The organism is Brucella sp. H1_1004, assembly GCF_047308065.1.
In the GTDB taxonomy this organism is placed as follows: Bacteria; Pseudomonadota; Alphaproteobacteria; order Rhizobiales; family Rhizobiaceae; genus Brucella; species Brucella pseudogrignonensis_B.
The window spans coordinates 311086-334071 of the sequence record NZ_JAYKZA010000004.1 but is presented as its reverse complement, the minus strand read 5'-3'; the positions used below and the strand labels follow the sequence as shown (position 1 = coordinate 334071).

Below are 22986 nucleotides of genomic sequence, written 5' to 3'. Positions count from 1 at the left end.
GTCATATCATCCGCGCGACAGTGAGCGCGCTGCAATAAGTGTGTTGTGACACTTTTTTAATTTCTTCAAAGTGAATCACATGATAGCCAGAGCATATCTTTGTTGACTATGGTTGTCATGTTTGTGCGATGACCTGCCAGCCTCCAGCAATTCATGCATCGCTATTGGGGAATTCCATGCCGGTAAACCATCTGAAATCGAATATCGGCAGCCTGCCTTACGTGTCATCATTGCCATATAGCATTCCACTCGCTTGCGCGATGATGGCGCTTGCGGTCAGCAGTCTTTCAGCACAGGAAATGAATGCTGGAATTCAGCTACAATCAATAGTCGTTCAGGACAATGTCAGCTCAACCGAACCTGTTAAGGGATATGTGGCTAAGGTCAGCAGCAGCAGCACGAAAACGGATACACCTATCCTGCTTACGCCACAATCAGTGTCGGTAGTCTCAGCTACTGAAATCAAAGATCGCGAAGCGCAAACTCTTGCTGACGTGCTCGCTTATACTCCAAGTTTCACGGCACAGCCCGGTCCATTCTCGCGCGTCGCCGACCGGTTCAGAATTCGTGGATTCGACGTCGAGTCGGGTACTGGTGGGATGCTACGCGACGGGATGAGGCTGCAGAACAACTCTTATGATGGTACGCAGGAGCCATTTGGTCTTGAACGCGTCGATGTTGTGCGCGGTGCGGCTTCTGTTCTCTATGGCCAGCTTTCGCCGGGCGGTTTTGTGAACGGCGTAAGCAAACGCCCGACATCCGAGCCTCTGCGTGAAGTCTCAGTCCAAGGCGGGCTTCATAATCGTAAACAGGTTACTGCAGATTTCAGCGATGCCATCACCGACACATTGTCATATCGTTTGACTTTTCTTGGTCGCGACAGCGACACCAACGTCGATTACATGAACAATGACCGCATCTATATCGCCCCGGCCTTGGAATGGAAGCCTGATGAAGACACATCGCTGACCGTGCTTGGTTTCTACCAGAAGACCAGCACACGTTTCCCCGCTGCATTACCCTACGAAATTGTGGAAGGCATCGGCAATGGCCCATTCATTCTCGGCCGCGACACTTTTATTGGCGAGCCGGACTATGATCGGATGAAAACTAATATGGGTGCGCTGGGTTACGAATTTACCCATCGTTTCGACAATGATGTTCGGTTCTCGGCAAAATCACGCTATTACGAATCCGATCTGGACTGGCGTTATATGATGGCCCAGACGAGCGCCGCTGCTGTTAATCAGGTCGCTCAGACAGGCATACTGGCTCGCCAGTACAGCGACCGTCATGATCGTGCGAAGGGCTTCACACATGATATGAATGTTGCATTCGATGTAGATACAGGTCCACTCTCACATTCATTGCTCGTCGGTTATGACTTTTACGACACATCGTATGATTCAGATAATTTTCGTGCAGTTGCTCCATCAATCGACCTGAACAATCCAATCTATGGCGCGAGCTTCACAGTTAATCGTGACCCTGCTCGTAACCGTGGTGCGAAAACAACAACGGTACAACACGGTATTTATCTACAAGACAAAATCACCTTTGATGAACGCTGGAACGTACTGCTTGGCGTAAGACACGACTGGGCTGATCAGGATTTCAGCTATCATGCGAACAACCTGTCAATCAGCCGCAACTCTGAAAAGACAACATGGCGCGCGGGGGTGGTTTACGAAGCTGAGAATGGACTGGCTCCCTATGTCAGTTATGCGCAATCCTTCTTCCCGATCTCGGTGTCTGAATATGTCGAAGACATGAATTTCTCACCTATGACGGGAGAACAGATTGAGGCAGGCATTCGTTATCAGCCACCCGGCACGAATATGTTGTTCAGCGCAGCCGTCTATCAGCTTGATCAAAACAATATTGTCACCCGTACACTTGCAGATCAGCTCACACAGATCGGCCAGCGGCGTGCGCGCGGATTTGAGTTTGAGGCCAAAGCCGAGCTGACTGATTATCTGACCATGGTGGGCTCATATTCGTACACAGATGCCCGGATCACCAAGAGTGAAGAACTTTTGGAACTCGGCCAGCGCAGTGAAAACACCCCCTATCATCAGGCTGCGATCTGGATGACTTATGATGTAACTCAGTTGGGCATTGACGGACTGACCGTTGGAGGTGGTGTACGATACACCGGATCGACGAGAGCATCAGGCATAAATAAGCCAATACCCGGCTACACGCTTGTTGATGCAATGGTTCGCTATGAAGTGACCGAAAACATCACCTTGTCTTTGAATGCCACAAACCTTTTCAACAAAGAATACGCTGTTTGCGAATTTGCAAAGTGTCTTTATGGAGATGGCAGGGAGGTTATGGTATCTTCCAGTTTCAAATGGTGACACCGCTTTAAGGGCCGTTGGTAATTACAGAGTAACGTCGATTTCTAAGAATGTTCCCCTGTTTTCAACCGCGAGAGTAACGTTAGACCCGTAGTTAGGTCTTCCATACCGAGACCTCCCAGACAAAGCCGGATACCCGTCGCATTATCATTGCGATCAGCGCGCACGGCGTCCGGCTCTGTAACAACAACGCCAAGCGTTGCCGCTGCCTTTTCGAAGGCTTCGGCTTCCGTATGAGACATTGGCAGCCACGCATGAAAAGCACAATCATCCGTCATGATTGTTCTGTTATCGAAGAATGACCGGGCCAGTTTTGCCCTTTGCCGCGCCTCGGCACGCAAGGTACCCCTCACTGTTTCCATAACACCGCTGGTAAACCACTCTTCGAGAAGAGCATAGTCTACTGGCGAAGAAGACAGTGGCAGCGCACGCAAGGCTTCCTCAGCATATTCCTCCCAGCCAGAAGGCAACACCAGGACGCCCAGTCGCAATCCTGGGCTGAGTGACTTGGAGAGGCTCGTTACATGAAAGACGCGATCCGGTGCCAGGGTGACGAGTGGAGGAAGATTGGGAGAGGAACCCAATGTATAGACACCATCTTCAACAATTGGGACGTTTCGCTTGTTGCAGACGTCCACAATTTCCTTTCGTCGGTTTGCTCCCATTGAAATCGTCGTAGGATTATGGAGCGTGGGGGTCAGATAAACAAGGCGACGACGCCCGCTGTTCTCTTCTTCGCACAGCACCCGATCGAGATCATCCGGCACCATACCCTGGTCATCAATATTAACGCTCCGCATTGGATGGCCACGATAGCGCGCAAGTGCAATAGCGCCCGAGTAGCTGAGACGTTCTGTGACAATCAAACCATTGCCGCCGCACAGAATATCGAAAGCAAGCCATAGTGCCTGCTGCCCGCTTCCAGCTAATATGATCCTCTTTGCTTCCGCCTCAATACTCAGGCTTTCGAGCCAGCGTGCCAGCAGACGTCGATGCTCATCATGGCCTGCTGGTGGGGGATAAAGATTAACGTGGGCCGAATTTATTTTTCTGGAGATCGCAGAAAGTGTACCAGCCAACAATCTGTCACTTAACATAACGGGCAATCGATTAACCGAGAAATCAATTGCAGGGCCCTTTCGTGATTCAAAGACAGCAACGAATGTACCACTGCCCTTAATACTGCGCGCCAATCCGCGCCGCTCAAGCATCGCATACGCTTTCGTAACTGTGCCTACTCCGATGTTCAGTTTCCAGGCTAAATCTCTATGGGCAGGAAGTCTGTCACCGCCAAGCAACTGCCCCGAGAGAATGTCTTCTGCCAAAGCTTCCAGCAGTCTGTTTGCTGGGGTATTGCCATTGTCTGAAATACGAGGAGTCCATGGAGACTGAAGGCGCATGTGTAAAACCCGTCAGATTGCTGATATAACACACCTAGTACAGCCACGAGACATCATTGGAAACCGCTTTAGCCTTAGTCGAGTATCAAAGAGCATCTAATTCTGTTCATTTAACTGGTTGAAATCCGATGCAGGCATACCGCAAAACAATGCGAGTTTAAGAGCCTGTTCCAAAAAGGTTTGAGCGATTTCAGTAGGTTATGATTCAATCGGATAGCTTACATTCGATGGAGATCATGATGGCCTGGACTGCAACCGCTCGGCCACAATATGGACGACGCAACGCACGTTATGCAAGCGATTTAACGGATGCGGAATGGACTGTCATCGAACGGATGATGCCTGCACCGGGCCGTCTCGGACGCCCTCGCAAGACGGATTTGCGAGAGGTGGTAAATGCGTTGCTTTATATTGCTTCATCAGGTGGCGCATGGCGGCTTTTGCCCACGGACTTCCCACCATTTTCCCGGTGCAAAAGTATTTCTATCGATGGCGAGATGAAGGGATGCTGCGCACGATCAACAACGCGCTCGTGATGACAGCACGCGAGTTGACCGGAAAGCAGCCCAGCCCTACCGCTGGCGTGATCGATAGCCAGTCAGTAAAAACCACGGAAAGTGGCGGAATACGGGGCTTTGACGCGGGAAAAAAGATCAACGGTCGCAAGCGTCATATTGTGGTTGATACCCTCGGCTTGATGGTTGGTCTGGTGATCCATTCTGCGGGCATTCAAGACAGAGATAGTGCACCTGATGTCTTGAAAACCATCCTCAAACGCTGGCCGTGGTTACGGCATATCTTTGCTGATGGTGGATACGCGGGACCCAAGCTCAAAGACAGGTTGGAAAAGGTCGGAAAATTTACGCTGGAAATCGTCAAACGATCCGATCACGCTGAGGGCTTCAAACTCTTACCACGCCGATGGGTGGTCGAGCGGACGTTTGCATGGCTGGGACGTTGCCGTAGATTGGCCAAAGATTTCCAAAAACTGTCGCGTCTGCTGAAGCCTGGGTCTACATCGCAAACATCCGCCTGCTCACCCGGCGCATCGCAAGAGCCTGATATAACTATATTCATTATGAGTCAGGCTCTCGCCAATCTGGAGAAAAAGCGCTTGGCAACCTTGATGTTGCGGCGCGTTTGAACCAGAATTTCAAGAACATCGCCGTTTGCATCAATTGCACGCTAAAGCCAGAAATTCTTTCCGCCGATCATGATGACAATATCATCAAAGTGCCACTTTTCGTTTAGCTTTGATCGGCCGCTGCGGATACAGTGGGCAAAATGGCGACCAAAGCGATTAATCCAGACGCGAACGGTTTCCAGGCTGCCAAACACGCCACGCCAGCGAGAAGATCTTCCACATCGGCAGTGCTTAACGCAAATCGGTTATACGTCCAGACCGCGTCGGCAACAATTTCTCGCGGAAAACGAAACCCCTTCAACCGGGGAAAGGGGGTGGGTAATTTTATCGCGTTTTGACACCCCAAACGAGAGGCTCAAACAACTTGCCAATACCGATCAGAAAGCTAGCAACAGAGCGAGCGTGTTCGTAAGGTATCTGGCATTTCATTAAATATGAGTTCTGATCGTTGTGGTGGTAAAATTGATGATTACCTTGGAACCTATTCGGCCCATCATCGTTAATTTGTTGGAATTAAACAAAATACTACAGGGAGCTAATTCGCATGGGTAGTACCTCAGACAAGGTTTCAGGCAAGGCCAACGAACTCGCTGGAAAAGCCAAGCAAACGATTGGCAAAGCAATTGATAACAAAGAGATGCAGGCTAAGGGGCTTGCCCAGGAGGCCAAAGGCGATGCACAGCAGGCCAAAGGCAAGGCAAAGGACGCGGTAAAAAATGTGGTCGATAAAGCCTGATTGGAGACACATAATTATAAAAACTCACTGCTTGATGCAGTGAGTTTTTTTGCGTATCTGAATTGGCGTAGCCTTTGTCTCGATTTCTAGAAAGAGAGCCGCAAAATCGCCGTAGGCCACACCAAAGCTAATTTCACGAATGTCTATAAATTAGTTTTGGTCTAATGCTCTTTACTATATCCATCACAGCTGTCGCGCTCATCAATTCATGACCGTTCCATGGAAAACTTTAATGACAAATCAGATGCAAACCTCTTTGGAACTCTCACAATGGCCAATCGGTGGTGGTGCTTGCGGTTCAGTTATACGCGGAATTGACTGGTCGAGCACTCCGCTTGGTGCCATCGAGAACTGGTCTGTCGAACTGCGCACGACGGTCGCAAATATCGTCAACTCGCCCGTTGCAAAGGTCCTGATGTGGGGGCCCTCCAACGTGATGATTTATAACGATGCCTATATGCTTATCGCTGCCGACAAGCATCCCGCCGCGCTGGGTCAGGATGTTTCTCTGGTCTGGCCGGAAGTGTGGGATTGGAATAAATCCATGATTGAAGCGGCTCAGAAGGGTGAATTGCAATCTTTCAAAGACCAACCGATGCGTCTTATCCGCGACGGGAAGTCCGAGAATTTTATTTTTGATCTCTATTATACGCCTGTTTACTCCTCTGAAGGGCATGTCGAAGGCGTGATGTGTACGGTTGTCGACAACAGTGAACGGGCCGCGTTGCAGAAGAAACTGCTTGAAAGTGAGACAGAACTTCGCCGCGTCAGCGATGCGATCCCAATCCTCATTTCTTATGTTGATAGGGATCATACCTATCGCTTTGCCAATGCCGCTTATCAGGATTGGTTTGGTACATCGCCTTATGAAATGATTGGCAAACCGGTTGCGGAAATCATTGGGCAACAAGCTTACCTTAAACGGCAACCCGACTTAGAAAAAGCGTTGTCAGGCCAATCGATCATTGTGGAAACCACTCTCTCACACAGAGACGGCGAAGCTAGACGTGTAGAGCTGCGCTATATGCCCGATGTCAGGAGCGACGGTACGATTCCCGGGGTGCATATTCTTGGTATTGATATCGGTGAGCGCGCGCTACGCGAAGCGCAGTTGCTCGAAAGTAATACGCGATTTCGCACGGCCATGGATGCGGTTCATGGTGTGCTTTGGACAAACACTGCAGATGGCAGGATGTCAGATGATCAGCGAGGCTGGGCAGCTTTAACGGGTCAAAGTCCGGCTGAATATCAGGGATATGGGTGGATCGATGCTATTCATCCTGACGATGCCGAAGCGTCGCTTGAAGACTGGAAACAAGCAGTCATAAACAAAACAATGTTTATCCATGAACATCGGGTCAGACGACATGATGGACAATGGCGCCGCTTCGCAATCCGCGCACTTCCAATTCTGAACGATGAGGGCGACATCAGCGAATGGGTGGGTGTTCATACCGACATCACGCATCAGCGTGCTGCAGAAGCAGCGCTTCGCCAACAGGCTGAGGCCCTAGCGAGTGAAGTTCGTCAGCGTGAAGCATTTGAAAATCAGTTGCGTGAACTCAACGAACAGCTTGAGAGCCGTGTGATTGCAGAGATCGCTGAGCGGCGTCAAGCAGAGACCCGTCTGGCGCAAGCGCAAAAGCTTGAGACCATCGGCAAGCTGACCGGCGGCGTAGCGCATGACTTTAACAATCTGCTACAGGTTGTCTCTGGCAATCTCCAGCTGCTTTCAAAAGATGTTGCAGGCAACGAACGTGCTCAAGCGAGGATAACAAATGCGCTTGCAGGTGTAGCGCGCGGTTCTAAACTTGCAAGCCAGTTGCTGGCGTTTGGCCGCCGTCAAGCTCTCGAACCGAAGGTGGTCAATATCAGTCGCTTTGTGGCGGGCATGGATGACATGATCCGACGCGCGATAGGGGAAGCTATTGAGGTTGAAACTGTTTTTGGTGGTGGTCTCTGGAATACGTTCATCGACACTAACCAGATGGAAAACGCGCTTCTGAACCTTGCGATCAATGCGCGGGATGCTATGAATGGACGCGGTAAATTAACGATCGAACTGGCAAACACCCACCTCGATGATAATTATGCGCGCGCTCATGACGAGGTCGTCCCAGGCCAGTATGTCATGCTGGCTGTCAGCGATACAGGATCGGGCATGTCACTCGAGATTATCGAAAAAGTATTTGATCCCTTCTTTTCTACGAAACCAGAAGGGAAAGGCTCAGGGCTTGGCCTCTCTATGGTCTATGGCTTTGTCAAGCAATCGGGTGGCCATGTTAAAATCTATTCTGAACTCTCGCACGGTACCACAGTAAAGCTTTATCTCCCCCGAGCGCATGAAGCGGAAGATATTGAGGTCGTTACCGATAACGGACCGATCATTGGTGGCACAGAAACGGTTTTGGTGGTGGAAGACGATGATGAGGTTCGAGAAACCGTAATCGCCCTGCTGGCCGATCTGGGTTATCGCGTTCTCAAGGCTGTAGATGCAGATAGTGCGCTGACTGTTATTGATAGCGGCGTACCCATCGACATTCTGTTTACAGATGTTGTCATGCCTGGAAAACTGAAGAGCCCTGAACTCGCTCGTAAGGCTAAAGAACGTTTGCCGGACATCGCAGTTCTGTTCACGTCTGGCTACACAGAGAATTCAATTGTTCATGGTGGTAAACTTGATGCCGGTATCGAGCTTTTGTCAAAGCCTTATACGCGTGATGCTCTGGCACGAAAATTCCGCCATGTGATCGCCAATAATAGCCAGAAAAAGCAATATCAAAATATCCCTGCGGAGCCAAATACATCGCTACCTGCCAAGACGTTGGAGAAGCCTGACACGCGTGACCGTCTCACAATTCTGCTTGTGGAAGATGAACCGCTTATTCGTATGAATACAGCTGACATTTTGCAGGATGCAGAATTTATTGTGGTCGACGCAGGAAGTGCAGAAGAAGCAAAAACTGCGCTGGAAACGATGGTCATCGACGTCTTGGTCACTGATATAAATCTACCAGGCGCGTCCGGTCCCGAACTGGCAGCAGAAGCGCGCAGCCTTCTTCCAGAATTAAAGGTGATTTATACAACAGGGGACCCCAATAAAGTTCTCGATGACAAATCGGCGTTGATCCTCTCAAAACCTTACGAGGAAGGGCAGCTGTTAAGCGCACTCAAAACAGTATCTGAACAGCGATTGAAAGATTCAAACAAACCGCAACCTGCATAGCATTGTCAGCGACACAATATCCATTCTGGCCTAAACCATCTTTGGCGTGTCTGCGGGCTTGTCGCAAATTGTTGAGAAGGTCAAAGCCACCCCGTGATCGGTCGCATTTTCATGCTTTGTTAACCTTTTGAAGTCCGAAGAGGCGCGCGAGCAGGTCATTCTGATCGTTGACGGTCCACTCGCCGGAAAAGTCGAAGCCTTTCCGCAGCCACAACGTCGCTTCGAACCCAGCGATCGTCCGACGCGCCGTCTTGAAGGACTGGAATCCGCCGATCTTGGCCATGTTCTTCTTCACGCGGAAGTGGTCACTCTCTATGCCTTGCTGGAGATGCTTGGTGACATAGTGTACCGGGTCTGGATGCAAAAGCCCGGCATCAACTGCCGCCTTGATCGTTGACGGAAACGTGTTTGCGCCATCGGTACCGACCTTGCCCGGCGACAGCAGCGGCTCATCTTTGAGCATCTTACGGAAGAAGCGCTTGGCGGCGGCGAGATCGCGCTTCGCGGTAAGCAAAAAGTCGATCGGATTTCCGTGCTTGTCGATGGCGCGGTATAGGTATCGCCACTTGCCGCGGATCTTGACGTAGGTCTCGTCAATCCTGACTGAGCCAAAGTGCGGTCGGCGAAACTGGCGTAGGCGCTTCTCGATGACAGGTGCTTAGGCGAGGACCCAGCGGTTGATTGTACTATGATCGACCTCGAAGCCGCGCTCGCGGAACATCTCCTCAAGATCTCTATAGTTGAGCGGATACCGCAGATACCATGTCACTGCCTGCACGATGAGCCATGCCTCGAAATTCCGCCCCTTGAAATCGTCCTTCGACTGGCGCTTCAGCTTCTCAGTAATGGCATTCAGAATCATGTTTATGCTCCGTTACATCGGGAGCGCAATTTCCCCAGGCTTGGTGAACAGCTCGTTAATCAAGAAAATTTACGACAGGCCCAAGAAAACACTTGCAATTCAGCGGCTTTCCACAAATGGCAATACCTGAAGCGTTTCAAATCAGCGCGACATGTACAAAAATTCGCATCTATTCACGACCCGATTTACAACATGGATTACTTTCCACGCCACAAATTGAGTTCTGCCAATTATCGTGAATTACACAAAGCCGCAACCAACATGTGGTGTGAAATCGCGTGCCTGAAATTCACCTAATAATGACGTTTATTATCTAAACGCGTCTGCACTCAGGTTAAAGTAACAGTGCCTGTAAAACATATCATCTTTGGGCATATTCATGTGCCATTGGCCGGAACGACTGCGCAAGGCATAGCCTATATTAAAGATCAGGCCTGTTCGCATCGGTTTATAACGGAACTGGATTTGTCTAATCCATGGTGGACCGGCGGCTTACCATGTTACTGCGTTATCAAACTCGATGAACATGGCTTGAGAGCCTATAACTTTGAAGTCGGGCAGGTCCCGACAAGTCAGGCTGAAATCTGCGCGGGTGTATAAGGTCTTAAGATTCCTCGTAACTTGAAGGTTCTGTTATCTCATTGATTCTGCTCTGAGGTTAACATGAAGAGTTATACTGCCACATAGCGGTTCATAGCGATTTCTGCTGCAGTGGCACGACTGTGAATCTCCGCCATTGTTGAATAAAACGCGGAATTTCGTTGCTCTAACTCCGCGTGTTCAGCAAGATGGGCGGGAACAAGTTCACGGATTTCAGCCAGAATAGCGGCTTCATCAATTGTGCGCATAGTGCCCCTATCAACAACGATTTCGCCAGCAACCATGACCGTCTCAATTGACGAGCCATTCTCGGAATAGACAAGGTGCTTGGCTATATCGTTGAGCGGGGTAAAGCTCAGCGTTGTGAGGTCTATGATCAGCAGATCAGCGGCCTTGCCAGTTTCGAGCGATCCGGTAACGTTTTCAAGCATCGCGCTATGCGCACCGCCAATTGTCGCCATGTTCAATATTTCATCAGCCCTGATCCATTGCGTGTAATCGGGACCGGATACGCTGTGGATCAGCCCTGCCACCCGCATCACATCAAAGATGCGCGCCGTATCGTTTGAGGAAACACCATCGGTTCCCAAACCAATCGCAACACCTGCATCCATTAATTGACGAACGGGTGCAATGCCTGCACCCAGCTTCTGGTTGGAAATAGCATTATGCGCAACAGAACAACGCGCTTCGCCCATCTTTTCAATGTCTTCTTCGCTGACCCAAACAGAATGGGCAATCGTGGTATTGCGTGAGAGAACCCCCAGGTCATGCATATAGCCGATCAGGCTTTTGCCGTAGAGTTCGGGGCCGGTTACGGCCTGTGTCTTGGTTTCCAGTACATGCGTGTGTAATGGCACGCCCATTTTAACAGCCAGTTCATGACATGCCTGAAGCAGTTCCGGCGTGCAGCGCTGCGGTGCGGATGGTGCAATCATGAAATTAATGCGGCCCGCCGTGCCGTGCAGGGATGAGAAAGCCGAGCGGCAATAATCCATATAGGCATCCGCCGACATGGCCGGACCGAAATCAAGCGCATCCTGCAATTCTTGCGGCATGACTTCGCGCGCATAGGGCAGTGCACCCAGCGTATGAATATTCATCGCAGCGCTCGATACATTCGCACGGATACCGGCATCCTTATAGGCTTTGAACACCGTTGAAAGCCGTGAAAGATCATGTGCAGGCGGGTCGAAAAAATCATCGCACAAGGTGGTGACACCATTGCGCAAAGATTCCATCGCCAGAAGCATACTGCGCAGATAAAGCAGTCGCTGGCCAATGGCCGGCCCCATCAATAGCGGATAGGCGTAAAGCAGCCAGATTTCGAGCGGCATGCCTTCATATCGGCCACGGAAGAATGTCTCGCTTGAATGGGTATGCGCATTGATAAGCCCCGGCATAACGAGCCGGTCCTTTCCGTCAATAACAACGGCATCGGGCTTTGCGGCAAGATCGTTGCCAATTGCTGAAATCCGACTATTCTCAATCAGAATGTCGCCTTTAACTGGGCGACTTCCATGCTGCGCGCACATGGTCAGAATTGTAGCATTTCTGATAATCGTCTGATTTATGATCGCCATAACAGATCTTCCCACAATTACTGATCGCGCAACTCGCCAAAGCCATTGGCAGCCTTGGTGCCACCCCGCATCTGCGTACTGATCCAGATACCTATAACCGTTGCAATATAGGGCAGAGCAAGCAGCAAATCGTGCGGAACACGATCGCCAAAAGCCAGCTGCGCCCTGATACCAAGCGCCCCCACCACGGCAAAGAACACCGCCGCAAGACTTGCGCCAATTGGGTGACCAGCGCCGAAGATAACGGCAGCGAAGCCCATAAAGCCGCGACCAGCAGTCATATTCTGGGTGAATATCTGAAGGCTTCCGGCTGCAAGTTCTGCACCGGCCAATGCGCACAAAACGCCCCCAACCATCAGCGCCACCAGACGCATCAAGGCGGGATTAATGCCAACGCTGCGCGCTGCAAAAGGGTGTTCGCCTGCTGCCGCCAGACGCAAGCCAAAGCGTGTGCGTCGTAAGACAACCCACATAGCAAACACGACAAACGGCATGAGAAGCACGAGGATAGAAAGAGAGCCATAAGCGCCGAAGGCAGGGCCGATGCGTGGCAGACCAAAAGGTGCGCTGACTGCGGCCTGTGTGCCGAAGATCGACTGAACGGCAAGTGCTGTTCCGCCAAGGCCTAATCCCGTCAGCCCAAGACCCGCGATGATCTGGTTGGCTTTGAGTTTTTCAACGACAAACCAGAACAGGACAGATCCAACAATGCAGACGCTAATTGCAATCAGAAGCGCTGACCAGATCGATTGTGTGAGCACAATGCCGACAATGGTGGCACAAGCACCGGCAATCATCAGGCCCTCAAGACCGAGATGCCAGATACCTGTCCGCTGCGCGATCACCCCCGCAAGCGTGACATAAATCAGCGGTGTACCTGAGCGCAGAATAGCAATTACGAAGTCTTCCATATCCGTCCTCCGAGTTTTGCGATCCGGTCAACGACACTGGATTTTGCAGTGATAAAGAGAGCGATTGCCGCATTGATAATGTCGATGGCTGATGACGGAAGACCCGCCATGATCGGCAAATACAAAGCTGCTGAGGCAAGCCCGCCGAAAAACAGCGCAACAAAGGCTGTTCCGACCACGGAGAAATTGGCAACCAGTGCGATCAGAATTGCGGTAAAGCCGTGCCCTGGCAGGAAACCGCCCGTAATACGGCCATTTGGCCCCATGAACTCGATTGTGCCAGCAAGACCGGCAAGTGCGCCGCTGAGCAGAAAACTCGCCAGCCCGATGCGCCACGTACGCGCGCCCTGCCATTGCACCATTGTCGGATTGCGTCCAGCAAGCCCGGACAGGACGCCGAAAGCAGTACGGTTGACCAGAAACCACATCGCAAGCCCCACGATTACAGCAATTGCAATGATGGTTGGAGAAAGTCCAAGCGAGTCACTGATGCGATAGGTGCCTGCAAGCGGTCGGCTTGATGCCTGCTGTCCGGTTCCTGACGGGTCTTTGAGCGGGCCAGCTGTAACGTAAAGCAGAAACAGGCCCGCGATGAAATTGCCCATCAGCGTCGTGATGACTTCATCCGCACCCGATTTGAGCCGCAACAGTCCTGGCCACAAGGCCCATAATGCGCCGCCGGTCATGCCAGCAAGAAAGCAGGCCGTTATAACAACCGGCGCAGGCGCACCGTTCAACCATTCCGCCGTGAAAGCAGCAGCAATGGCACCCATGTAGAACTGCCCTTGCGCACCAATGTTAAAATAACCAGCGCGAAAAGAAACTGCGACGCCCACAGCCGTAATGAACAGCGGCAAGCCCCAGCGCAGAGCCTGTTGCAGTGCACCGGGTCTTAAAAATGCGCCTTCAGCAATCGACTGGAACATCAGTCCCGTCGAATAGCCTGCGGCCTGAAAAATGATGCCACATAATGCGAGACCAATCAGGATGAAGATCAGCGCACGAAAAACGGAAACAAACCGGTCGATCATCGATGAACTCCTGTCATGGCGGCGCCAACCGCGGCGAGGTCATAGGGTGGCCGGAATTCAGCGACGATGCGCCCCGACAGCATGACAATCACGCGATCTGAAATGTCGAAGATTTCATCAAGGTCAGATGAGATGAACATCAGCCCGCATCCCCGAGCCCGAGCTTTGCGCATGGAATCCCAGACAAAAGAGGTGGCTCCAATATCCAGCCCACGGGTCGGCTGGGCAGCAAGAATAAGACGCGCATCCTCGTCCATTTCGCGGGACAGGATCACTTTTTGTGCGTTACCACCTGACAGTGAGCCTGCACGCTGTCCCACTTCCGAATAGCGCACGTCCCATTGTTTGAGGGCAGCATCACATTCTTTACGAATTGCAGAAGGGTTGATGGTCGACAAAAGCGGCATCTGAAGAAGATTGCGCGCAGCCCAGTTTTCCCAAAGCGAACTTGTCAGGCTCAAACCTTCGACATTGCGCTCAAAAGGAATGATACGAAGTCCGGCTGCCCGTCGTGCGGCAAGCGGCGCGTCGGTCAACTCTTTGTTATCTAACGCAATCGTGCCCTCAACGACATCGGCCATTGCAGCGATTGCGCGAACAAGTGTGCGCTGTCCGTTGCCCTCAACACCCGCAACGCCGATGATTTCACCGGGACGAATTTCGAGATCAACCTGATCAAGTGCCGGTCCTTCCGGATCGGGGCGCGTTGATATCTTATTCATACGCAGTATTGGTGTAGTTTTTCCTGCAACAACATTCTCATTTTCATGTGCATGGGTAACGATCATGCTGCCGGTCAATGCTGCCTTGTCGTCGGCATTAAGATTTTTAGCCGCATTGGCACCAATGATCAGCTCTGCAAGCTTGTCAGCATCGATCTCGTCACATGGCAGCGGACCATCAACCAGCCTGCCGCCGCGCAGCACCGTAACCGTATCGGCGATTGCCAGCACTTCCCGAATTTTATGCAGGATCAGGATGACGGTAACACCGCGCTCTTTTAGACGGCGAACCCGCTCAAAAAGCTTATCTGCACCTTCGGGCGATAAAACTGCTGTCGGCTCATCAAGGATCAGAAGTTTGGCTTCCGCAACAAGCGCTCTTGCAATTTCAACACCTTGTTGCGTCTCCACCGCCAGATCACGAATGCGCTGACTGGCTTTCACTTTGACATCAAGCGCATCAAGATGAGGCTGCCAGCGCCTCTCCAATTTGCCTTTGGAAAACAGACCACCGCCTTGAGCGCCAAATTGCATCGCTTCCGCCACAGTGAAAGACGGCGGCAGCGCAAAACTCTGATGCACCAGTTCAACACCCATATTGCGGGCGTCTTTGACATTGCCGCCCACAATTGGGCGACCATCTATTCTGAGTTCGCCCGATGCCGGGCGAACAAGGCCAGCCAAAACTCTGGCGAAAGTGGTTTTTCCTGCGCCATTCTGGCCGACAACGGCATGGATTTTTCCACGCTCGAAGACTGCTCCGACATCGCAGAGTGCAACGATCTGACCGTATCGCACGGTCACATCGCGGCATTCAAATATGGGCTGGCTGGCCTTGGTCATTGCAGCAGATCCGGTCAGAGCGTTGTATTGAAGGGAACTTTCAGTGATCCGTCCAGAATTGCGGCGCGCGCGGCTGCAATTTCCGGTTCAACTTCCTTCGCTTTGGCAACGAGATCAGCCGGGCCTTCCTGCGCGAAAAGTGGCGACAGGATGAAATCGATAACACCGGTTCCAAGACCTGTGTGCTCATGTGTACCACCGGCAAAATCACTGCCATTGGCTTTCTTCACTTCATTGTATAGCGAAGTACCGAAATCGAGACCGACGATTGAGATGACATTTTTCGGACCTTGCGGGAACTGCGCCGGATCAAGCACACTCACCAGACGACCTTCACCTTCTTTTGCGGCTGCGATGATGCCAAAGTCAGTTGCTGCTGCATCGGTCTGGATGAAGTCAATGCCGCTTGAATACATCTGCGTGGCAATTTCCTGTCCCTTCGCCGGGTCCTGAAATGAGCCTGCAAAAGCAACGGCAACCGATGCATCAGGCCGAACAGACAATGCGCCAGCCTTGAATGCATTATAGTCGGCATTGATCGGTGGAATAGACACGCCGCCAATAAAGCCGAGCTTGCCGGTTTTGCTCAGACGCGCTGCGAAAATGCCGGACAGATAGCAACCGAGATAATAGTCATAGGAAACCGTGACGACATTCGGAATTGCCGGTTCAAACGGATCAGCAAAAAGCTGAACCCATTTTGTATTCGGATAAGACGGCGCAAGCGCTTTGAACGGCTCCGCAACTTCATTGAATGTTGAAACGATCACCGCAGCACCGGCATCGCCCAGCGTGCGGAAGATGGTTTCGTAGGTAGCAGGGTCCTGCGCGTAAACGGCACGATACTGAAAGCCCTGTTCTTCGGAAAGCTGCTTGAGTTTGGCGATCATCGAGTCCACAGCACTGGCGTCACCTGCCGCTTGCGTATGTACCAGTGCGACAAGGCCACCTGCCGCAAAAGATGCAGCGGTCATCAAACCACTGGTTATACTGAAGGCAGCCAATCCAGCAGATGTCTTCAGGAAGCTTCTGCGATCGATTGCTTGACGCAGAATATCGATTTCGTTTGATTTTTTGTTCGTCATGTTCCCATTTCCTTGCTCTGGAAGTTAAGTATCCGAGTTATTATTGGGGCGACTGTGGCGTCGCCCTTAGGCTTTTGTTTTTAAGTGCCCGGCGAAAACGAAGCCGGATTCATAATCATCACATCCTGCGTCTGGATAGCATCAAGCGCCCAGACGCTGGCGATAAATGTTTGCCATTCAGGATCGGCATACATGGCGGCGCGCCGTGCTTCACGATCTGCAAGACTGTCATAGCGCCACATCAGAACCGTGCGATGCAGATGCCCGATCTCGCTGACATAAAGGCCGAGAAACGTGTTGAGATGCCGCTTCTGAATCGGCAAACCTTCTGTCTCATATTTCTTGAGCCAGCCATCGACCGTACCGGGTTTGAAAGTATATGTGCGATGTTCGACGATCACAGAGATGCCTCCTCTAGAATGAATTCAGCAGCGCGCTCTCCGATCATGATGGCGGGAGCGTTTGTGTTGCCACTCGAAATGATTGGCATGATTGACGCGTCTGCCACACGCAGACCTTGCACGCCGTGAACTTTCAGCCGTGCATCAACCACGGCCATTGGGTCGTTACCCATCTTGCAAGTGCCAACGGGATGAAAGGTGGTCATCGCGTTGGCGCGCAGCCATTTGGTCAGCTCAGCATCGCTTTCAACCGCCGGACCCGGCGCTAATTCCTTACCACGATATTTATCGAACGCTTTTTGCTTGATCACATCGCGCGTCAGGCGGATTGCATTGATCATGGTGCGAATGTCGAACTCGGTTTGCAGGTAATTGGCATTGATGCGCGGGCGATCCATCGGGTCAGCGGAACGCAGACTAATCTGGCCACGGCTTTCTGGATTGACCGGGCCAACACGCAGCGAGAAGCCATGATTGGCTTCAACGCGCTCTTTTTTGAACGGGTTTGGAAAGTGGAGATTTGCAGTTTTTTCAAGCGCAGGCATGAAATGAAGCTGAATGTCAGGTGCTGCCAGATCGGTACGTGATTTGACAAACGCGCCTGCCTCATAAGGGAACGTTGTGGTGATACCTTCCCCAAACAGCATACCCTGAATAACGGACCATGTGAGTTTATCGGCGCGCAGATCGGAATAAAGCGTAACCGGTTCGGGGCATTCATAGGCCATGACGCAATCGACATGATCCTGAAGGTTTTTGCCAACACCGGGAAGGTCTTTTACGACTTTGATGCCATGTTCTGCGAGCTCACTTGCTGCACCAATACCGGACAGCATCAGGATTTGCGGAGAATTGACCACACCCGCCGACAGGATAACCTCGCAGTCAGCATGGACCGTGGCCACTTTGCCCTTGCGGCTGTACTCAACGCCAACAGCACGACCATTTTCAATCAGAATACGTCGCGTATGAGCGCGGGTAATGATGGTGAGGTTTGACCGCTTTTTAGCGGGGCGCAGGAAAGCATAGGCTGTGGAGCAGCGCTTCCCCTTGGTGATGGTGAAGTCGTAGCGGCCAAAGCCCTCCTGCTCTTCACCATTAAAATCATCATTGAGCGGATAACCGGCCTGTTCGCCTGCTTTGTTGAAAACATTCAGCAAACTATTCCAGCCGCGCGCACGGCAAACAGTCAGTTCGCCTTTTGTGTTGTGGAAGGCATCCTTGCGCTGCACATGGGTTTCGGAACGAAGAAATGCGGGCAGCACTTCATCATAGGACCAGCCTGTCGCGCCCATCTGTGACCAGCGATCATAATCATGACGGTTACCACGCACATAAATCATGCCGTTGATGGTCGATGTGCCCCCAAGCACTTTACCGCGCGGCCAATAGAGCGAGCGATCATTGAGGTGCGGTTCGGGCTCAGTGTGATAATGCCAGTTGTAAATGCCCGAATGAAACAGCTTTCCCATCAACATAGGAAGGCGGAACAGCGGATTAAGGTCTTTTCCGCCAGCTTCCAGCAACAGGACCCTATTGGCCGAATCAGCAGAAAGCCGGTTGGCCAGCACGCAGCCCGCCGAGCCCGCGCCGATGATGATGTAATCGAATGTTTTCTTTGCGGCCATGTTACCAAGCGATGGGTTGAGCACCCATCTCCTCTAGAAAATCGTTGCAGAGAATGAACGGATTAGGTCGGGAAAGCACACGCTCCGCAAATGCGGGATGATCGCGCAGAACGCAGTGCACGTTGCCACCGATGGTTTCGTCAATGCCTGCCAGTTTAAGCGCCTCTGCAGCCGCATCACCAAAGCCCAGAAACACTACCGGTTTTCCGCGTGCAGCAAGCGCGCGTAACGTTTCTACAATCAGGGGGCGCCAGAGAACGAGATGCCCCTGAGACTGATGCGCATCCACATCGACCCGGAAGCGCGTGAGCGTAAGAGACGCATTGAGAAGCAAGGCACCCTCACTCACCCAGCGATCAGCAATGCCGGAAGGATGCTCCAGCTCAACAGCGCCACTTTCAATCGCATGCAAAGTCTTCGGCCAGTCGGCAAAACTGCGTGCATAAGATAAATCTCCGGTGCGCGCGGCAACGATCTGCTGCGTGTATGCGCGGATGCTTTTGGAGAACATCTTGTTGAGTTCGCTCCAAACAGCCAGATTGCCCGCTTCAAATGCTCGTCCGGTGGCAAATCCGGGTTCAGGATAAGGGTCCTGACCGAGAACGACGCAGCGAACATCATCAGGCGAAATATCATCAAAGGCGCGCAAATAATGCGCACCGACCGGCATTCCCGGAAAGTGTTTGCCACGGCGAACCGGAAAAATCGGCTCCCAGATTTCCAACTCAAGTTCTGGCGCAATGCCATCAAAATCGAGGGCAACATTGCCGAGAAGTGCGCGCCATGACTCTGGCAGATCGGCGGGCCAATCCGACAGAAATTCCTCCATCGCAGTTTTTAACCGCATAGTCATTCGCACCCTCCCCAAGGTTGCGGTGGTCAGGCCGTTCCAAGAACCTGACCGTTTTGTCAGCTTTTTATGAAAAGAAGTTGACCATCTTGTCAACTTCTTTTTTATTGGTAACTCGATTCCTTTGGTCTCTTACTGTCGTATGAGTAGACCAGTGGATGCGCACGCGTGTCTGACCGGGATGATTAATCTTGGAAAAATACTTGAAAACAATGGGATAACCAATGGCAGAACATAGCAGATCGGTGGAAATGGAGCCTGGAAATCAGGTGACTTCTGATGAGCCGATCAGAGCGCGAAACGTTCTCAGGATACTGACAGCCGCTGTTGAGATTTTTTCTCGCAAGGGGCTTGATGGTGCGCGTATTGTTGAAATTGCCAAAGCTTCGGGACTGCCAAAAGGGAATGTTTATTACTATTTCTCGTCGAAGGAAGAGATTTACAACGCAGCAATCGACCGGCTGATTCACAGCTGGGATGATGCCTTCAGGCACATTTCAGCAGACCGTGAACCGGCGGAAGCGATTGAAGCTTATGTTCGTGCCAAGCTTAATCATGCATGGGAAAATGCAGCAGAAACGCGCTTGTTTGCCAATGAAATTTTGCAAGGTGCAGAACACCTCTCCAAAGATGCGCGTGAACATATGCGAAAAGTCACCGCCGAAAAGGCACGCGTCATTAATGCATGGGCTGCATCGGGCAAAATCGTGCCAGTCGATGCGCGACATCTATTCATTCTGCTCTGGTCGGCAACCCAATTTTATGTCCAGTTTGAAGCTCTTGCCTGTGATGCACTTGATGTCAATCAACTTATTGAAGCCGACTACGCAAATGCGGCCAAAACAATTACCAACACGATCCTGCGTGGTCTTTTGATAATAGAAGCGTAATGGACAGAGCGCTAAAACCTTAACCACCGCGGCCTCCGGGCTTTGTCGCAAAAATTTCAGCAGGTTAAGAACGGCGTTATATCTGGACACAATTATGCTGCGAGTTCCGCAAATACCTCGAATGGCGAACAATTGTCGTTTGCGAATTGGTTTTTGCGGATCATATGAGCGATTTCAATGCCAGCGGTTGTGGCAGACGCTGAATGAAACGTTTTGAAGCCAAACATGTGTTTTGTGATCCGCTTGATGAAACGATGATCCCGCTCGAGAATATTGTTAAGGTATTTGACCTTCAGGATTTCAATCAGCCTATCCGCACCCGTAATTTTCATGATATTGTTTATAGCCAGCGCACCAGCCAAATTAGCCCCGCTTTTATCAATAACAATCTCGTTTGGAATACCATTGCTTGCGATGGCTTGATTAAAGAACCGTCATGCAGCGTGGAGATTTCGGCGCTCAGACAGCATGAAGTCAAGGGTTTGTCCGTCTCGATCAACAGCTCGATACAGATAGATCCATTCCCCTTTGACCTTTACATATGTCGCGTCAACCCGCCATGAACCAAGTGTTGGGCGTTTACGTCTTTGCGCCTGAGCCGCAATCTCCGGCGCGTATTTAACGACCCATCGGTTCAATGTTGCATGGTCAATCTCTACGCCGCGTTTTCAGCCATTATTTCTTGAAGATCACGATAGGAAACCGGGTAACGAACGTAAAAGAATACGGCATACATGATCACACTTTTGGGGAATGCGTCCCCTTGAAATTGACCATGATCAATGCCTCGCTTCGAACTGAAATCGGTACAATCCCTTGCACGGATCATCAGGCATGAAAAGTTTGCGACAGAACCTCTTAACAAGTATGGGAAACGAGCGAGAGTAGAAAACGCTATAGGCAATTATAAATCAATAAACGGTTCAACGCTGAGATCACGCAATGTCGCCAATCAGAAGACGGAAGTTATACTTGGATGCAGTGTCTATAACCTCATGCTGTAAACACCACGCCCGAAATCCGTCCGTCTCAAGTTGAAACAAAATAGTTGAGCATCAAAGACCGGATTCCGTTCAAAATCTATTCCATGCAACAACGCCCGCTTGGAGAACAATGTCAAATCAGAACGGAAAATTTAGCTCACGATAAGACATTGAAGCTCGTATTTTTTGGCATTTTTGTCCTTCAAGCCGCAAAAAGCGACGGCAAACCGATGGCAAGAATAAGATTCCAGTGTCAATTTTATGACTTTTGTGTGGAAATTGACGTTTTTGGATCGGGTCGGCGGCTATTATTTCAACCGCGCTCTTGGGTTTCAGCCTCTTTTTTTCGACGCGATAATATCCACAATCCGAATAAAGCGCCCAAACCACCCACCAAAGCGAGTTCTATAGATGGGGAATGCATATTTAACGCCATAATAGAAATACCAGCGCCCAATATGCAAATAAGCATGCCAATCAGCCGAGCCCTCACAGTGCCATAAAAATGCGATTTGGCGGCCGCACGTCGCTCGGGATGTCTTTGCTGCCAGTCGTCAAGTGCCGTCTTGAATTCGCGCAACAGGCGCTCACGGCCTGGCACGTCAAGCGGGCTTACAAGCAATGTCGGATAGCCTGGACGGACCAGTTTCAGGAAATCGTCAGTACCCCAGCCACTGAGTTCAGCAAAAGCAATGGGTGCGCGACGCGAAAATTGCAAACCATCCGGCATGACCTTGATCCGATTGCGCGTCGGAAAGGCCTTGAATGCAATGAGCGGCGGCACCACCAATGCAACCAGTGCAAGAACACCCGCAAGGATAATTGGTCCACGATTTAAAGTAACAAAAAGGAAGCATGCGGCACTTGTTATGAGAGAAAAAGGCACGGTAAGTTGGTGCCATCTTGTGTAGACTGAAGCCAGAATAGCATCATCGTCATTCATAGGATTGCCTTTTTTCTTTAGAGCACATTTCATTCTGATTAAATGCTATACTCGCTCTAAACTTGTGTTTTAACGTGTATTTTGTCCAAAAAAATTTTATAAAGCGCTCTCACACGCGCGATATGCAACCCTGCCGGAACCTTATGCAGAGGTTATCAATCCGACCCTTTTCGAGGACTCGATCAAAACGCCGCTACCGACATACTTCTGCGGACAGAAATGTTGCTGATTCCAGGCTATTCGGGGGGACGCTTGAAACTTGTGCGAAGCGCATCGAGACGGCCTATAATAACCGCGATACCACAACAAATTGAGCCAAACCCGAAGGACAGTGTGCCCAGCGTCAACCTTTGAACCGAATTCGCTTCAACGATGAAAATTAAGCCGATCACCACCTGAATAAGCCCGAGCATCAATATCAGAATCTTCATTCAACAAGCACCTCAAAGTCGAACGTCAACGAAAAATCTGAGGCTTTCCGGCTTGCAGGAACTGTCTTTCTCATTTGACCGCGGCACAATCAAACTTGATAGCATCGATCTCTCCTGAAGCAACGTTGTATTCACTTACCTGAAGAAATGAACACATATAGATCTTTTCTTCATTTTGGAGGAAAACATAATTTCCTGTTGCGGTCTTTATTTCATAACCCTGCTCGGCGAGATCAAGAATCGTAGGTCTGCGCTCCGCAAGACACGTAGATGTCAATGAAGCGAATAATACGAGAGTAGATACTAAAGTCTTCATTATATTCCTGTATAGGCTACGTTTGGAGCCCTTAAACT

At 50.9% G+C, this 22986-nt stretch carries 15 protein-coding genes and 5 pseudogenes; 6 read left to right on the top strand and 14 right to left on the bottom strand.

Features of this window, described 5'->3' with window-relative positions:
• Positions 1 to 176 precede the first annotated feature (176 nt).
• Positions 177 to 2363 (top strand): TonB-dependent siderophore receptor, encoded by a 2187-nt coding sequence (locus U2P60_RS20405; RefSeq protein ID WP_413574213.1) that lies wholly within the window; start codon positions 177 to 179, stop codon positions 2361 to 2363.
• Between the two features lie 44 nt (positions 2364 to 2407).
• On the opposite strand, the gene U2P60_RS20400 is transcribed toward U2P60_RS20405, so the two are convergent.
• Positions 2408 to 3763, bottom strand: a complete 1356-nt coding sequence (locus U2P60_RS20400; RefSeq protein ID WP_413574212.1) for a PLP-dependent aminotransferase family protein — start codon at positions 3761 to 3763, stop codon at positions 2408 to 2410.
• A gap of 239 nt (positions 3764 to 4002) precedes the next feature.
• On the opposite strand from U2P60_RS20400, the pseudogene U2P60_RS20395 reads away from it, so the two are divergent.
• Positions 4003 to 4825: pseudogene (locus U2P60_RS20395) on the top strand (IS5 family transposase).
• Between the two features lie 33 nt (positions 4826 to 4858).
• Here U2P60_RS20395 and U2P60_RS20390 read toward each other — a convergent pair.
• Positions 4859 to 5235 (bottom strand): annotated as a pseudogene (locus U2P60_RS20390) (IS6 family transposase); the annotation flags it as partial.
• Between the two features lie 216 nt (positions 5236 to 5451).
• Between U2P60_RS20390 and U2P60_RS20385 the strand changes: the two are divergent.
• Positions 5452 to 5643 carry a CsbD family protein gene (locus U2P60_RS20385; RefSeq protein WP_413574211.1) on the top strand — a complete coding sequence of 64 codons (192 nt, stop codon included), beginning with the start codon at positions 5452 to 5454 and terminating at the stop codon, positions 5641 to 5643.
• Positions 5644 to 5875: 232 nt separating this feature from the next.
• Complete coding sequence (locus tag U2P60_RS20380) at positions 5876 to 8869, top strand: PAS domain-containing protein (RefSeq protein ID WP_413574210.1); 2994 nt, start codon at positions 5876 to 5878, stop codon at positions 8867 to 8869.
• 109 nt (positions 8870 to 8978) lie between these two features.
• Here U2P60_RS20380 and U2P60_RS20375 read toward each other — a convergent pair.
• The 9 genes and pseudogenes from U2P60_RS20375 to U2P60_RS20335 all read right to left on the bottom strand — a co-directional run bounded on the left by U2P60_RS20375 (position 8979) and on the right by U2P60_RS20335 (position 19388).
• Positions 8979 to 9731 (bottom strand): annotated as a pseudogene (locus tag U2P60_RS20375) (IS6 family transposase).
• 671 nt (positions 9732 to 10402) lie between these two features.
• Entirely contained in the window at positions 10403 to 11905 is a 1503-nt protein-coding gene (locus U2P60_RS20370) for an amidohydrolase family protein (RefSeq protein ID WP_413574357.1), read from the bottom strand.
• A 26-nt stretch (positions 11906 to 11931) separates the two neighbouring features.
• Positions 11932 to 12825 carry an ABC transporter permease gene (locus tag U2P60_RS20365; RefSeq protein ID WP_413574209.1) on the bottom strand — a complete coding sequence of 298 codons (894 nt, stop codon included), beginning with the start codon at positions 12823 to 12825 and terminating at the stop codon, positions 11932 to 11934.
• The gene (locus U2P60_RS20360; RefSeq protein WP_413574208.1) at positions 12810 to 13856 is read right to left on the bottom strand and encodes an ABC transporter permease; all 1047 of its coding nucleotides are present in this window, start codon (positions 13854 to 13856) and stop codon (positions 12810 to 12812) included. Before U2P60_RS20360 ends, U2P60_RS20365 begins: the two co-directional genes overlap by 16 nt.
• Entirely contained in the window at positions 13853 to 15421 is a 1569-nt protein-coding gene (locus U2P60_RS20355) for an ABC transporter ATP-binding protein (RefSeq protein ID WP_413574207.1), read from the bottom strand. The genes U2P60_RS20360 and U2P60_RS20355 overlap by 4 nt, the downstream gene beginning before the upstream one ends.
• Before the next feature lie 14 nt (positions 15422 to 15435).
• Positions 15436 to 16461 (bottom strand): BMP family ABC transporter substrate-binding protein, encoded by a 1026-nt coding sequence (locus U2P60_RS20350; RefSeq protein ID WP_413574356.1) that lies wholly within the window; start codon positions 16459 to 16461, stop codon positions 15436 to 15438.
• Positions 16462 to 16586: 125 nt separating this feature from the next.
• Positions 16587 to 16907 carry an NIPSNAP family protein gene (locus U2P60_RS20345; RefSeq protein WP_413574206.1) on the bottom strand — a complete coding sequence of 107 codons (321 nt, stop codon included), beginning with the start codon at positions 16905 to 16907 and terminating at the stop codon, positions 16587 to 16589.
• Positions 16904 to 18535 (bottom strand): GMC family oxidoreductase, encoded by a 1632-nt coding sequence (locus U2P60_RS20340; protein ID WP_413574355.1) that lies wholly within the window; start codon positions 18533 to 18535, stop codon positions 16904 to 16906. Before U2P60_RS20340 ends, U2P60_RS20345 begins: the two co-directional genes overlap by 4 nt.
• 1 nt (position 18536) lies before the next feature.
• On the bottom strand, positions 18537 to 19388 hold the full coding sequence (locus U2P60_RS20335; protein ID WP_413574205.1) for a uracil-DNA glycosylase: 852 nt from the start codon (positions 19386 to 19388) through the stop codon (positions 18537 to 18539).
• Positions 19389 to 19609: 221 nt separating this feature from the next.
• Here U2P60_RS20335 and U2P60_RS20330 point away from each other — a divergent pair, with 221 nt between their 5' ends.
• Positions 19610 to 20275, top strand: coding sequence for a TetR/AcrR family transcriptional regulator (locus U2P60_RS20330; RefSeq protein ID WP_413574204.1), 666 nt, complete (start codon positions 19610 to 19612; stop codon positions 20273 to 20275).
• Positions 20276 to 20367: 92 nt separating this feature from the next.
• Here U2P60_RS20330 and U2P60_RS20325 read toward each other — a convergent pair.
• A pseudogene (locus U2P60_RS20325) lies at positions 20368 to 21011 on the bottom strand (IS6 family transposase).
• 121 nt (positions 21012 to 21132) lie between these two features.
• Here U2P60_RS20325 and U2P60_RS20320 point away from each other — a divergent pair.
• A pseudogene (locus U2P60_RS20320) lies at positions 21133 to 21279 on the top strand (IS5/IS1182 family transposase); the annotation flags it as partial.
• Between the two features lie 292 nt (positions 21280 to 21571).
• Here U2P60_RS20320 and U2P60_RS20315 read toward each other — a convergent pair.
• The gene (locus U2P60_RS20315) at positions 21572 to 22201 is read right to left on the bottom strand and encodes a hypothetical protein (RefSeq protein ID WP_413574203.1); all 630 of its coding nucleotides are present in this window, start codon (positions 22199 to 22201) and stop codon (positions 21572 to 21574) included.
• A 236-nt stretch (positions 22202 to 22437) separates the two neighbouring features.
• Entirely contained in the window at positions 22438 to 22632 is a 195-nt protein-coding gene (locus tag U2P60_RS20310; RefSeq protein WP_413574202.1) for a hypothetical protein, read from the bottom strand.
• Between the last annotated feature and the right edge of the window lie 354 nt (positions 22633 to 22986).